The 12,945-nt window shown below is 66.3% G+C and carries 12 protein-coding genes; 4 read left to right on the top strand and 8 right to left on the bottom strand.

Going from position 1 to position 12,945, the window contains the following annotated elements:
- Nucleotides 1-122 precede the first annotated feature (122 nt).
- Nucleotides 123-3,593 (top strand): indolepyruvate ferredoxin oxidoreductase family protein, encoded by a 3,471-nt coding sequence (locus tag GR303_RS13255; protein WP_161722720.1) that lies wholly within the window; start codon nucleotides 123-125, stop codon nucleotides 3,591-3,593.
- 406 nt (nucleotides 3,594-3,999) lie between these two features.
- Here GR303_RS13255 and GR303_RS13250 read toward each other — a convergent pair whose 3' ends face one another.
- The 3 genes from GR303_RS13250 to GR303_RS13240 all read right to left on the bottom strand — a co-directional run bounded on the left by GR303_RS13250 (nucleotide 4,000) and on the right by GR303_RS13240 (nucleotide 5,369).
- A complete protein-coding gene (locus tag GR303_RS13250; RefSeq protein WP_161722719.1) occupies nucleotides 4,000-4,413 on the bottom strand; it encodes a response regulator in 414 nt (137 codons plus the stop codon).
- 101 nt (nucleotides 4,414-4,514) lie between these two features.
- On the bottom strand, nucleotides 4,515-4,931 hold the full coding sequence (locus GR303_RS13245; RefSeq protein ID WP_161722718.1) for a response regulator: 417 nt from the start codon (nucleotides 4,929-4,931) through the stop codon (nucleotides 4,515-4,517).
- 39 nt (nucleotides 4,932-4,970) lie between these two features.
- Nucleotides 4,971-5,369: a response regulator gene (locus GR303_RS13240; protein ID WP_161722717.1), complete on the bottom strand. Its 399-nt coding sequence runs from the start codon at nucleotides 5,367-5,369 to the stop codon at nucleotides 4,971-4,973.
- Between the two features lie 168 nt (nucleotides 5,370-5,537).
- On the opposite strand from GR303_RS13240, the gene GR303_RS13235 reads away from it, so the two are divergent.
- Nucleotides 5,538-5,975 (top strand): response regulator, encoded by a 438-nt coding sequence (locus tag GR303_RS13235; RefSeq protein WP_343038426.1) that lies wholly within the window; start codon nucleotides 5,538-5,540, stop codon nucleotides 5,973-5,975.
- 58 nt (nucleotides 5,976-6,033) lie between these two features.
- Here GR303_RS13235 and GR303_RS13230 read toward each other — a convergent pair whose 3' ends face one another.
- Complete coding sequence (locus GR303_RS13230) at nucleotides 6,034-7,704, bottom strand: methyl-accepting chemotaxis protein (RefSeq protein WP_161722716.1); 1,671 nt, start codon at nucleotides 7,702-7,704, stop codon at nucleotides 6,034-6,036.
- A gap of 185 nt (nucleotides 7,705-7,889) precedes the next feature.
- On the opposite strand from GR303_RS13230, the gene GR303_RS13225 reads away from it, so the two are divergent.
- Nucleotides 7,890-8,495 (top strand): hypothetical protein, encoded by a 606-nt coding sequence (locus GR303_RS13225; RefSeq protein ID WP_161722715.1) that lies wholly within the window; start codon nucleotides 7,890-7,892, stop codon nucleotides 8,493-8,495.
- A 149-nt stretch (nucleotides 8,496-8,644) separates the two neighbouring features.
- On the opposite strand, the gene GR303_RS13220 is transcribed toward GR303_RS13225, so the two are convergent.
- Complete coding sequence (locus GR303_RS13220) at nucleotides 8,645-9,322, bottom strand: transglutaminase-like cysteine peptidase (protein ID WP_246205506.1); 678 nt, start codon at nucleotides 9,320-9,322, stop codon at nucleotides 8,645-8,647.
- A 354-nt stretch (nucleotides 9,323-9,676) separates the two neighbouring features.
- On the opposite strand from GR303_RS13220, the gene GR303_RS13215 reads away from it, so the two are divergent.
- A complete protein-coding gene (locus GR303_RS13215; RefSeq protein WP_161722714.1) occupies nucleotides 9,677-10,054 on the top strand; it encodes a hypothetical protein in 378 nt (125 codons plus the stop codon).
- Between the two features lie 34 nt (nucleotides 10,055-10,088).
- On the opposite strand, the gene GR303_RS13210 is transcribed toward GR303_RS13215, so the two are convergent.
- The 3 genes from GR303_RS13210 to GR303_RS13200 form a co-directional block, all read right to left on the bottom strand.
- Nucleotides 10,089-10,874, bottom strand: a complete 786-nt coding sequence (locus GR303_RS13210; protein ID WP_161722713.1) for a DUF1217 domain-containing protein — start codon at nucleotides 10,872-10,874, stop codon at nucleotides 10,089-10,091.
- Between the two features lie 57 nt (nucleotides 10,875-10,931).
- Complete coding sequence (locus tag GR303_RS13205) at nucleotides 10,932-11,513, bottom strand: hypothetical protein (protein ID WP_161722712.1); 582 nt, start codon at nucleotides 11,511-11,513, stop codon at nucleotides 10,932-10,934.
- A gap of 74 nt (nucleotides 11,514-11,587) precedes the next feature.
- Complete coding sequence (locus GR303_RS13200) at nucleotides 11,588-12,730, bottom strand: flagellin (protein WP_161722711.1); 1,143 nt, start codon at nucleotides 12,728-12,730, stop codon at nucleotides 11,588-11,590.
- Nucleotides 12,731-12,945: the final 215 nt, after the last annotated feature.

The following is a 12,945-nucleotide window of genomic DNA, read 5'->3' as shown; positions in this document are numbered from 1 at the left end:
TCGATACGGAACATCTACCGCAGACAAGCTTCCATGAGGAACAAATAGGAAGCACCTACCAGCCGTTCGGGACTATCCTAGGTAGCCAGCAAAGGGGTGCTGCCCCTTCGGGAGTGAAGCTGATGACAAGCGTTGCCCGCCTCGACGATTACCGGCTGTCCGACCGCTACGCCCGCGAGACGGGCCGGGTGTTCCTCACCGGCACGCAGGCCATCGTGCGCATCGTTCTGGACCAGGCGAAACGGGACCGGCTGGCGGGCCTGAACACGGCGGGCTTCGTCTCCGGCTATCGCGGCTCCCCGCTCGGCGGCGTCGATCTCGAGTTCTGGCGCGTGAAGGAGCAGCTCGAAGCGCACCGGATCGAGTTCCTGCCGGCCGTCAACGAGGACCTCGCCGCCACCGCGGTTCTCGGCTCGCAGCAGGTGGAGACGGACCCGAACCGGCAGGTCGAGGGCGTGTTCGGGCTCTGGTACGGCAAGGGCCCCGGCGTCGACCGCTCGGGTGATGCTCTTAAACACGGCAACGCCTATGGCTCCTCGCCCCATGGCGGCGTGCTGGTGGTGGCCGGCGACGACCATGGCTGCGTGTCCTCGTCGATGCCGCACCAGTCCGACGTCGCCTTCATGAGCTGGTTCATGCCGACGCTGCACCCCGCGAGCGTCAGCGAGTACCTGGAGTTCGGCGAATACGGCTATGCGCTCAGCCGCTTCTCCGGCATGTGGGTGGGCTTCAAGGCGATCTCCGAGATCGTGGAATCCGGCACGTCCGTCGACCTTCGCCCGCCGCGCCGCTTCATCGCCCCCGATTTCACGCCGCCGCCCGGCGGCCTTCACTACCGCTGGCCGGATCTGCCGGGGCCGCAGATCGAGGAGCGCATGGAGGCGAAGAAGCACGCGGTCTATGCCTTCGCCAAGGCCAATCCCATCGACCGGCGCATCTACGACATCAGGGATGCGTCCTACGGCATCGTCACCACCGGCAAGGCCCATCTCGACCTCATGGAGGCCCTGCGCCTCATCGGCCTCGACGAGGCCGCCTGCCGCTCGCACGGCATCGACATCTACAAGGTCGGCATGGTCTGGCCCCTGCCGCTGCACGATGCGATGGAATTCGTGAAGGGCAAGCGCGAGATCCTCGTGGTGGAAGAAAAGCGCGGCATCATCGAAAGCCAGTTCAAGGAATATTTTTACGACTATCCGGGCTCCAAGCCGGAGCGGATGGTGGGCAAGCACGACGAACTGGGCCAGCGGCTCATTCCCTGGACGGGCGAGCTCTCGCCGCGCTTCCTCGCCGGCGTGCTGGCCAAGCGCCTCGATCCGATCTTCCCCGATCTCAATCTCGCGCAGCGCGTGGCGGCGCTCACGCCGGATCCGGAGCGCGTGATCGCCGTGCCCGGCGCGACGCGCACGCCCTATTTCTGCTCCGGCTGCCCGCACAACACCTCCACCAAGGTCCCGGAAGGCTCCAAGGCGCTCGCGGGCATCGGCTGCCACTTCATGGCGAGCTGGATGGACCGGGAGACCTCGTCGCTGATCCAGATGGGGGGCGAGGGCGTGAACTGGGCCGCCTCCTCCCGGTTTACGGGCCAGGGCCACGTCTTCCAGAACCTCGGCGAGGGCACCTATTACCATTCCGGCTCCATGGCGATCCGCCAGGCCATCGCGGCGGGCGCCAACATCACCTACAAGATCCTGTTCAACGATGCGGTGGCGATGACCGGCGGCCAGCCGGTGGACGGTCCGGTCAGCGTCTATGCCATCGCCCACAGCGTGCGCTCGGAGGGCGTGCAGCGCATCGCTCTCGTCTCGGACGATCCCGACAAATTCGCGCAGGCGGATCTGCCGAAAGGCGTGACGATCCACCACCGCGAGGAACTCGACGCGGTGCAGCGGGAGCTGCGCGAGATTCCGGGCGTCACGGTGCTCATCTACGAGCAGACCTGCGCCACGGAAAAGCGCCGCCGCCGCAAGCGCGGGCAGATGGAGGATCCCAAGCGCTTCGCCTACATCAACGATCTGGTCTGCGAGGGCTGCGGCGACTGCTCGGTGGCCTCCAACTGCCTCAGCGTGGAGCCGAAGGAGACGCCCTTCGGCCGCAAGCGCAAGATCAATCTCTCCACCTGCAACAAGGATTTCTCGTGCCTCGAGGGCTTCTGCCCCAGCTTCGTCACGGTGGAGGGCGCGACGCGCCGGGCGAAAACCACCTCGGGCTTCGATGCGGCAGCGCGGGCGTCGAGCCTGCCGTCCCCTGCCCTGCCCACTCTGGAAAAGCCCTTCGACCTGCTCGTCACCGGCGTCGGCGGCACGGGCGTGGTCACCATCGGCGCGCTCATCAGCATGGCGGCGCATCTCGAGGGCCGCGGCGTGTCGGTGCTGGACTTCACGGGCTTTGCGCAGAAGTTCGGGCCGGTGCTGAGCTACCTGCGCATCGCGGCGCGTCCGGAGGACCTCAATCAGGTGCGCATCGACCAGGGCGCCGCGGATGCGCTGATCGGCTGCGATCTCGTCGTCAGCTCCTCGCCCAAGGCCTCCGGCACCTACCGGCACGGCACGCGCGCCGTGATGAACACGGCGGAGATGCCCACCGGCGACGTGGTGCGCTTCCGCGATGCGGATCTGGCGAGCCGCGCGCGGCTTCGCGCCATCGAGCGCGTGATCGGCGCGGGCAACATGGCGACAATCGACGCCAATGCGCTCGCCGAGACGCTGCTCGGCGACACGGTCTTCGCCAATGTGATGATGCTGGGCTTCGCCTGGCAGCAGGGCCTCGTGCCGGTCTCGCTCGAGGCCCTGTCGCGGGCCATCGAGCTCAACGGCGTCGCGGTCGAACGCAACCGGCAGGCCTTCGCCTGGGGCCGTCTGCTCAGTGCCGATCCCGCTGTCGTCCATGAGATCGCCGACGACAGGCCGGAGGAGCCGGAGACCCTCGATCAGGTGATCGCGCGGCGTGTGGCCTTCCTCACCGCCTACCAGGATGCCCTCTATGCCGGCCGCTACGAGATGATGGTGTCGCGGGTGCGCCGGGCCGAGAGCGCGCTCGGCTCCGAGGCGCTCGCCGATGCGGTGGCGCGCTCCCTGTTCAAGCTCATGGCCTACAAGGACGAGTACGAGGTGGCGCGCCTGCACATGGAGACCGGGTTCCTCGACAGGCTGCAGCAGGAATTCGAGGGCGACTTCACGGTGAAGTACCACCTCGCGCCGCCGCTGCTGGCCTCAGGGACCGACGCGCGGGGACGCCCGAAGAAGCGCGCCTTCGGCCCCTGGATCCAGACACCCATGCGGGTGCTGGCCAAGATGAAGATCGTTCGCGGCACGGTCTTCGACATCTTCGGCTACACGGCAGAGCGGCGTAACGAACGGGCGCTGATCGGCTGGTACGAGGCCCAAGTCGAACGCATCCTCCAGAACCTCGACGCACAGCGTTTCACCGATCTGCTGGCCATCGCGAAAGCCCCAATGGACATCCGCGGCTACGGCCCCGTGAAGGAGGCGGCCATCCACAAGGTGCAGGCGGAGGTGGAGCGCCTGTGGTCGCGCGTGGCGGAGCAGCCGGAGGTGATCGACACCCGCCCGCGCGAGGCCGCGCACGCGTGAGTCTTGCCGCAGGCGCCCGCACTGCATCCCGAACCGGAGCGAGCGCATCTTCCCCCCTTGCGGGGAGGACGTGGGGGTGTGAGCGATCACCTCAGAAGGTCTGGCACCTGTTCACCTCTCCCTGAGGGAGAGGTCGACGCGCGTCAGCGCGGCGGGTGAGGGGTTAGTGTCCTCTCCGGCACACGCTCACCCCCTCACCCTCGCTCGACCTCTCCCCGCCGCAGGTCGGGTGTTCCCGACCTGCGCACCAGAAACGGATCTCGGGAACACCCGAGATCCGGGGAGAGGTGATCGGAGCCACGATCTGAAAGGGTAGCGCCGGCACCCCCACCCTCGATCCCTCCCCACAAGGGGGAAGGAAAATCACGCAGAAGCGTTCTGGAACGGCTGAGCCGATGAGCCGACCCTATGCCTCCGGCGCGAGGCTCCTGCGGGCTCTTGCCGACATGACGTTCTGGAGCGCGGCGATCAGGTCGTCGGGCCGGACGGGCTTGTGCAGGAAGGCCGCGTTGGGCGGCAGGTCGCCGGGACCCGGGCCGGTCTTGCCGGAAATGACGAGGACGCCCACCTCGGGCCAGCCCTGCCGCACGAGGCGCGCGAACTCGAAGCCGTTGATGGAGCCCGGCATGTTGACGTCCGTGAGGACGGCGTCGATCTCCGGCCGCGACTTGAGCAATTCGAAGGCCTCGTCGGCGTCCTGGGCCTCGACCACCCAGAACTCGGCCTCGCGCAGGATGTCGACCTGCGTCAGGCGGACCAGGGGCTCGTCCTCCACCAGGAGGACGACGGGTTGCTTCACGATGCGGCGATGGGGCTTCATGTTCCATCAAACGGGCATTTCGGTGCCCGGTTCCCGACACCTGCACAGGCGTGAGAGGCGAGCCTGCCCCATTTTGGGGAGCGTGGGCGCGCGGCGGGAAACTACCTCGCCTTGGCCGCGAGCTGCCTGATTCGGTCCACCACGTCCTGGGACGGGTAGGGCTTCTTCAGCAGGGGCCCGGCCTCGCAGAGGGTTGCCGCGATATCCGCCGAGCGCTCCACGCCCGAGGTGAGGATGACCTGGATCCCGGATTTGTGGGCCCGGACCCAGCGGGCCAGGGCGAACCCGTCCATGCTGCCGGGCATCTCGACGTCGCTGAACACGATGTCCACGGCGACCTCGGGCGATTCCAGGATGGCGATGGCCTCCTCCGCGTTCACCGCCTCGTGGACCCGGTAGCCGCATTCGCGCAGGTAGTCGGCGATGACGAAGCGGATCAGCACTTCGTCCTCGACCACGAGGATCGTCAGAGGGGGGGCGTCGGCCTTGGCCGAGAGATGTGTCGATGTTGTGCTCACGCCAGGCTAACCGCTGAGCTTTTTGCTTGGTTCCAGCGGTCAAGCTTCCGGAAGCTCCGGCCAGTTCAGGCTGCGCGCGATGGCGTCGACGACCTCGGGAATATGGTAGGGCTTGAGAAGGAAGGGGTCCGGGACCTCCTCGCCCGTTCTGGTGCGGGAGGAAAGAATCACCCGGATCGGACTCGCGCTGCTGCGGGCCTGACGGGCCACCTCCAGACCGCCCCCTTCCCCCGGGAGATCGAGGTCCAGGAAGAGCAGATCGATCCCCACGGCCCCGAGCACCGTGAGCGCCTCCCCGGCGGAACCGGCTTCCAGGACCTTGTACCCCTTGAAGCGCAACTCGTCGCTGACGAGGCAGCGCAGCCGGGCGTCATGTTCGACAACGAGAATGGTCGGGGGTGTCCGGCGTGGAAAGACCGTGACCGATGCAGCGCTCATACCTGCCCCATACGCCTTACAATAAGCCGGACAACGTGCAGCCGTCCCAGGGGTTCTGCCGCAGGTGTGCGTTAAGTCACCGCGCAGGCCAGATTGGCACAGCCAAGCGGAACCGTCTATCAATGGCCACGTTTGCCTCCTGTCCCGTCCTCTTGTCGCGTCGTCACCGTGTCCGATCAGCAAGCTTCTGGCATTGTTCTCCTCGTCGAAGACGAACCGCTCGTGCGGCTGGTCACGGCCGAGATTCTGGCCGATGCCGGCTTTCGCGTCATCGAGGCGGCAGGCGCCGAGGAGGCCCTGAAGGTTCTCAAGGCCGGCGTCGAGGTGGACGTGCTGCTCTCCGACGTGGAAATGCCGCCGGGGATGAACGGCTATGGGCTTGCCTGGGAGATCCACCGGCTCCATCCGGAGGTAGCGATCCTCATGACCTCCGGCCGGGAATGGCCGGGGCCGAACGACCTGCCTCCGGGAGCGGCCTTCCTGGCGAAGCCCTGCCCGAACGGGATGCTGGTGGCCCATGTCCGATCCGCCGCCCACCGGGTGCGGGAGGCGCGGCTGCGCCTGAAGCTGGAAAGCGGGCCCGACCCGGCCGCCCGCACGGCCTGAGCCGTCCGGCCCCTCTGGGGCAGGCGCAGCCCGGGTGAGCTGCGCCCGATCCCGGGCCTTACGCGGCGCGCACGCCCTGAAGGAAGTCCTCCACCTGCCGGGTGAGGGCGGACGAATTGGCCGACAGCTCGCCGGCCGCCGCCAGCACTTGGGAGGCCGCCGAGCCGGCATGGGTCGCGGCGCCCTGCACCTGCACGATGCTCTCGCTCACGTCCTGGGTGCCCCGCGCCGCCTCGCTGACATTGCGCGCGATCTCCTGGGTGGCGGCCTGCTGCTCCTCGACGGCGGCGGCCACGCTGGAGGCGATCTGGTGCACCTCCTCGATGGTCGCGCTGATCTCGCGGATCGCCTCGACGGCGCCCTTGGTCGATTGCTGGATCTGGTTCACATGCGCGCTGATGTCCTCGGTGGCGCGGGAGGTCTGGTTGGCGAGCTCCTTCACCTCCGCGGCCACCACGGCAAAACCCTTGCCGGCCTCGCCGGCGCGGGCCGCCTCGATGGTGGCGTTGAGCGCCAGGAGGTTCGTCTGGGCCGCGATGGTGTTGATGAGGGCGACCACCTCGCCGATCTTCTGCGCCCCGTCCGCGAGCGTCGCCACCAGCTCGTTGGTCTTGTAGGCGTTCGCGACCGCGCGGGCCGCCGCGGCCGAGGTCTGCGACACCTGCGAGCCGATTTCGTGGGAAGAGGCGGCAAGCTGCTCCGCGGCCGCAGCCACGGCCTGCACGTTGCTGGAGGTTTCCTCCGCCGCCGCGGCCACGGAGTTGGACTGCTGGTTGGTCTGCTGGGCGGTGACGGCCATGGTGCGCGCCGTCGCCTCCATCTGGTGGGCCGCGGCCGAAAGGTGCTGGACGAGGCCGCCCACGCTGCCCTCGAAGCTCTGCGCCAGGGACAGCATCTCCAGACGCCGGCGCTCGGCCGCCTTCTTCTCCGCCTCCGCCTGCTGATGCCGGAGCCCGTCCGCCTCCTGCATGGCGGCGGCAAAGACCTGGGTGGCCTTCCAGATGTCGCCGATCTCGTCGGGGCCGGCGCCCACCTTCGGAAGATCGTAATTGCCGGAGGCGAGCCGCTGGAGCGCCTCCGTGACCGACCTCAGCGGGCGGGCGATCTGCCGCTGGCCGACGAGCCATCCGAGCAGCAGCGCCAGCACGGTGCCGCCGAACGCGCCGCCTGCGAGGAGCATGAGACGCTCGCGGTAGATCTCGTCCGCCCGCTGCGCGACGGCCTCGACCTCCTCGCCGCCCCGCTTCGTCAGCGCATCGATGCTGGCCTGGAAGGCCTTTCTGTTGGCGCGGTTGGCCTCGTTGTTGCCCTGCGCGTTCGCCGCCTCGGGCGAGACCTCGGTGCCGAGCCGCACGGTCTCGGACCGGAAGGCCTTGAAGGCCGCCGCATCCTTGACCACCGCATCGAACAGCGCCCTGCTGGAGCCCGGAACGATGGGCTCCCACGCCTTGAGGAGGTCGTCGATCTCCTTGAGGCTGGCGAGCAGCCCGTCGCCGAACTTGCGGGCCTCCTTGGTGTCCTTGGCCGCATAGATGCCGCGCGCCTCCATGACCACATGGGTGACGAGCCGGTTGAGGCGCTCTCCATGGAAGGCCCGCCGGGAGGCGAGCTGCACGTCCTCGATGGCTTGGTGGTAGGTCTGGACGGTGCTCATGCCGATGGCAGCCGTCACGACGGCGATCAGGGCCAGCGCCGAAACGAGTGCAAAAATCTTCGTTCTGATCTTCATGGATTCCCCGGCAGGTCGGCGGCGCAATGTGGGTGGATGGACAGGCTTCATCCAAATCACAAGGCGCTTGTGCGGAGCTTGCCGCGGGCTCTCGACATCACATCATTTTCTCTACGGCAGGTGATGAATTGTTAAGTATAAGCTCATAGGAATGATTGCGCGTAATTCTAGATGCGGCGGTCGTCATGGGTATTCGGTTCGACAAAGTCTTGGAGCAGGTCGCCAGAGCCGGGCAGACGGGGGGCGATGTCGTCGCCCTCGAGAGCAGGGAGCGGAAGATCCAGCGGATCGAGGAGCTCATCCGCGCCCGCGAGGCCACCGGCGACCGCATCGTCATCTGCCTCGGCCTGGCGCTGACCCTCTCGGCGATCGGCCTGCCGGTCTATGCGCTCCACTTCAGCGAATCCCACATCTATCTTCAGGGTGCCGGCGACATCGTGGGAAGCAGGGGCGTCCTGGCCGCCCAGACGCGCTCCGCCGAACTGAGCCCGGCGACCACGGGATCGCTGAAGAAGTCCTCCGGCGCGGGCGACCTCGCCCCCGGCAGCAGCGCCGAGGCCTCCGCGGCGTCGAGCGGCGCGCGCACCCAGTTCCAGAACTACGTGATCCACCGGGCTACGGGCCAATCCGCCTTGATCGAGGGTCCGGAAGGATTGTGGTGGGTGACGCCGGGCATGACGCTGCCCGGCATCGGCCAGATCATCTCCATCGAGCGCTCGGACAGCGGCTGGGTCGTGCTGACCTCGGAGACGATGATCACCCAGCCTCCGGCCCCCGGCCCGTCGAGCTGATCGCGCAGCACGGATCCCGCAACGCAGGAGAGCGACCTCGGCCGCTCTCTTTTCATGTCTGGTACTCTGCCGGGTGCAGGACATCGTCTGCCGCTGGCGGGTCGCTGCGTCAGCGGCGGAACCTGCCCTCTCCCGCCGCGCACGCCGTGTCAGCGTGTCGCCGTCACGATCGGCGCGGCCTGGTTGCCGAGCCAGACCCATGCCGCGCTGTCGGAGCCTTCCCGCTTCACATAGCGGTATCCGGTCTCCTGCCACGGCAGCACGGCCTTGCGCTTGTTGTCGAGGATGAAATCGCCCCGGTCCGTGCGCGCCATGAGAACCGCGTGGCCTGCCCCGAGCTCGTCGATGACGACGGTCATGCGCAGGGCGCGATGCGGCAGTCCGGCATCGGTGAGCATCCGGCGCTTGAGCAGCTGGATGTCCTCGCAGTCGCCGAGCCCGTCATCGGGATAGTCCCACCGATCCGCCACGCCCCAATGATCTTGATCGGTGACGGGAAGGATCGCCTTGTTCACGCGCTCGTTCACCTCGACGATGAGGCTCCAGATCTCCTGGTTAAGCGCGATGACGGCTCTCTCGGAAGGGTTGTGCGCGCATTCCGCCGGCATCTGCTGGCAGAACTGGATCCAGGCCGGCGTGGGGCCCGCCTGTCCGGCCGTATCGATGGCGTCGGCCCGCGCGGGCAGAAGCGACGGCGCTCCCGCAGTGGCAGGTCCGGCGCCCGCCGAACCGCAGAGACCTGCGACGAGCGCGATGGCCGAAACCATGAGACGGGCGCCGCCGAAACGATGCCGCTTACTTCCATCCTCCGAAACGATCTTGCCCATGCCCCTTACCTTTGCCGCTTTTATTTTCAGCTAGGCTGTCAGCAGCAAGAATTATTCGCAAGCGCGATCTCGCGCGCAATTTCAGAACAGCTCAATACTGTTGAATTTACGCAACAGAACGCGAGTTCTTAACGAAGTATTGCCGACATCCTCTTCGAATGGAGAGGAAGCCCGTTTCGTCGCCGCGTTGCTGCGCGCCGTTGCATCCTGACCGTCGCGGATGATGCGGGAGCAGCAGGAGACTCGCGGCCCTTCTTTGAGGACATTCGATTGCTTTACCTTGTTGGCAGGCAGCGTTTCATGTTCCGCACCGTCATCTTCTATGATGGGCAAAGCAGAGTGCGGAGGTCGGGAATGGGCATGAAGAGAGGTCTTGCTGCCGTCGCAGGCGCCCTCGTGGCTGGCGGATGCGTGCCGGCAGCCTATGAAGCCCCGGCCCTCGCATGCACGGAGCATATCGGCAAGCCGATCTCGTCGCGCATCGCGGCGCTGGGCCCTCCCCGCCGGGTGTATCGCATCGACACCACGCGGGTCGGCTACGTGTTCGAGTCGCGGGAGGTCCGCTATGTGGGAGGCGAGCCCTACTACACGGTCAACTACCTGACCCATGTGGACAGGAAGCGGGCACCCGTGCGGCCGGTGACGACAACCTGCACCGGCCTGTTCATCACGCACGCTCCCACCGACGCCATGCCGATCTCGGAGCGCATCGTCGTCGACATCGTTCCCTGAGCCCTGCGCCCGCCGCCGGCCGCATGGGCGACGGCTACACGCCGCCGAGCCTGAGCTTCGCGATGCTCATCATCAGATCGACGCCGATCCCCTGCTGTGCGGAGGGATCGAACAGCATGGATGTGGGCGACGCGAGCGCCGTGGCGGCGTTCTTGGCATCCCACATGGCATTGAAGCGCTGGATGAGCTTGTCCACCTTCTTGGGATCCTGAAGATCCTTGACGTTGATGTGCTTCTCCAGGTTGCGCACCTGCAGATCCAGATCGGCTCGGGAGGCCGCCTCGGGAATGCCGAAGGTGGTCTGGACGAATTTCAGCAGCGCCTTGTCCGCCAGAAGGCCCATGGGGGTGGTGACGGACGAGGCCTTGCGCTTGAAGTACATGGCGAGCTGAACGCCCTGATTCTGCTCGCCCTCCTTCTTCTCGAGGGTGATCTGGATGTATTTCTCGACGGCCAGCGTGGTCGCGCTCTCGGCCGAGGTCGCGGCCGCTCCCTTGCCGACGAAGTCGAACGCCTTGGCGAATTCCTTGTAGAGCGGATTCGACATCTTGTTCGCCATGCTCAGGGGGTTCTTCACGCCCTCCTGGAGAAGCTTCTTCATCAGCCCCTTGCCGTAGGAGAGCTCCTCCAGGCCATAGGCCTTCATGGCGAACTTGAAGATCCGGTCGTTCTTGATGAACTGGTCGATGGTCTTGATCGACTTGATGTTGGCCCGGTAGTAGTCGATCTCGCGCTTGATCGCCGGATCCTTCTCGATCTGCGTCTTCGCACGCGCAAGATTGGTCGTGAGGATTTGGTAGCGCGACGATGTACTGATCATGGTGCAGCGTTTCCGATGTTCGGCATCAGGACCTTCGGCGGAGCACGGCGAGAGGCTTCACCCTCGCCGCCCGCCGAAGATAGAATCGCAATCCTTCCTGAACCTTTCGGCCAGGTTCCTCGTGTCGGCCGCGTTGAGCCGGAATTCGAACGTCGTCGTCTCGTAGCGATAGTTCGACAGCTCGACGGTCAGGCTGCGCGCCCCGGCCAGCTTGTCGACGAAGGCATCGACCTCCTTGCGGTCGGGGATCTGGACGTGCCGGTCGCGGTAGATCCAGTGCCCTACCTCCGGCGTGCCGCCGTCGAACCAGTAGACCGTGCTGCGCCCCCGAGGACCGCTGCGCCCGAGATACTGCCTCTGGCGCACCGCCGCCGTGATGAAGGCAACGGGCGGCTGGTCCTCGGCCAGGACCTGCCTCTGGCAGGTCAGCCAGAGCAGCGCTCCGTCCTCCCCCTGCAGGCGGGCAAAGGCCGCTTGAGGCTGCGCATCGGAATCGTGCTGCAGCACGTAGTCCCAGGCTCCGAACCAGGTGGCGATCGCATGGGCATCGCTGCGGCAGGCCAGGAAGGCGGCGAGCGCGGCAAGACCGAGCCTTGCCATTCCTGCGCGGCCGCCGCCGAACATTGACTTCGTCAGCACTGGGAGACCCTCTCCAACGAAAGAAGCCCCGCCCTTTGCAAGGCGAGGCTCCCTTTCGAGTGAAACTCCGGCTCTTACTGGAAGAGCTTGAGGATCATCTGGCTGTTCTGGTTCGCCATCGAGAGAGCCTGCACGCCGAGCTGCTGCTGGGTCTGCAGAGCCTGGTTGCGGGTCGACGCCTCGTTCATGTCGGCATCGATGAAGGCGCTCACGCCGGCGGTCAGCGAGTCGGAGAGCACGCCGATGAACTCTTCCTGGGTCTCGAGCAGGGCCTTGTTGGCACCGAGCATCGCCGAACCCGCGCGGAGGTCGTTGATGGCGGTGTCGACGGCCTGCAGGGCAGCCGCGACGGTCATGCCGGCGCCGGAGGAGGCGGTCGCAGTAACCGTGCCGCCGATGGTCGTGGCCTGAGCGGAGAAGTTCTGGCCGGCGATCTTCGAGGTCAGGCGCAGCGTGCCGGTGTCGGTGACGGTGGCCTGCACGAGCTCACGGAGGGTGGCGTCCTTGTTGATGCTGTCCGCAACCTGGGCGACGGTGGTTTCCGTGCCAACCGTGAAGGTCGCCGCCGCACCGCCGAGGGTGAACGTGATCGTCTCGGTGCTGGCAGGGTTGCCGTCAACGAAGGTGAAGTCCAAGCGAGCGGCGGTTCCGGCGATGTTGATGCCGGCCACGGCGCCGAGCTTGCCGCCCGTACCAGCCGCAGCATCCGTGAAGAGGTTGACGGCCGTGGTGTCGATGTTGAGGGTGTTGACCGCCGCCGTGGCGCCGGAGCCCTCGAACGAGGTGACGAGCTTCACGTTGGCAGGGGTGCCCTCGAGCCAGTTCTGGCCGTTGAAGACGGCGGAGCCGGCTGCGCTCTTGAGGCCTTCGATGCTGGCCTTCAGCTCGAGCTGGATGGCGTTGAGGTCAGCGCCAGGGTTGGAGCCGGCCGTCAGCTTGCTCTTCATGGTGTCGAGATACTTCAGGCTCTTGTCGATCGCCGAAGTATAGGTGTCGATCATCGCCTTCGACTGCTTGATCGAGTCCTTCACGGCGCTCAGCGCACCGTTGTCCGACTTCATCTTCGTGGCGATCGACCAGTAGGAGGCGTTGTGGGAAGCCTCTCCGACGCGCAGACCCGTGGAGATCTGGTTCTGGTTCTTGTTCATGGCAGTCTGCGTCGCCTTCAGCGACTGCAGGGCGGTCATGGCGGAGAGGTTCGTGTTGATCGAAGACATGTGCTTTTTCCTTGAATGGTGAGTTTTTTAAGGAAATGTCGGACTCTAACCGACCCAGCGGACTGGCATCATGCCTCGAGAAGAACCTCGATCCGCTGCTCACATGACATCCGGGCTCATACCGGCAAAATGGATCGGCATCATGCCTTGCCTTCGAAAGAAGGCGTACCATAGTGCTTAACAAGGCACCTGAAGGGAGCGGTTCGTTCCATCCC

The sequence above is a fragment of the Microvirga arsenatis genome, assembly GCF_009910705.1.
Taxonomy (GTDB): Bacteria; Pseudomonadota; Alphaproteobacteria; order Rhizobiales; family Beijerinckiaceae; genus Microvirga; species Microvirga arsenatis.
This window is presented reverse-complemented; position numbering and strand designations above follow the sequence as displayed.

Coding starts and splice junctions, on each gene's coding strand:
- GR303_RS13255 (WP_161722720.1), top strand. CDS start 123: ATGACAAGCGTTGCCCGCCTCGACGATTACCGGCTGTCCGACCGCTAC.
- GR303_RS13250 (WP_161722719.1), bottom strand. CDS start 4,413: ATGAAGCCCCATCGCCGCATCGTGAAGCAACCCGTCGTCCTCCTGGTG.
- GR303_RS13240 (WP_161722717.1), bottom strand. CDS start 5,369: ATGAGCGCTGCATCGGTCACGGTCTTTCCACGCCGGACACCCCCGACC.
- GR303_RS13230 (WP_161722716.1), bottom strand. CDS start 7,704: ATGAAGATCAGAACGAAGATTTTTGCACTCGTTTCGGCGCTGGCCCTG.
- GR303_RS13225 (WP_161722715.1), top strand. CDS start 7,890: ATGGGTATTCGGTTCGACAAAGTCTTGGAGCAGGTCGCCAGAGCCGGG.
- GR303_RS13220 (WP_246205506.1), bottom strand. CDS start 9,322: ATGGGCAAGATCGTTTCGGAGGATGGAAGTAAGCGGCATCGTTTCGGC.
- GR303_RS13215 (WP_161722714.1), top strand. CDS start 9,677: ATGGGCATGAAGAGAGGTCTTGCTGCCGTCGCAGGCGCCCTCGTGGCT.
- GR303_RS13210 (WP_161722713.1), bottom strand. CDS start 10,874: ATGATCAGTACATCGTCGCGCTACCAAATCCTCACGACCAATCTTGCG.
- GR303_RS13200 (WP_161722711.1), bottom strand. CDS start 12,730: ATGTCTTCGATCAACACGAACCTCTCCGCCATGACCGCCCTGCAGTCG.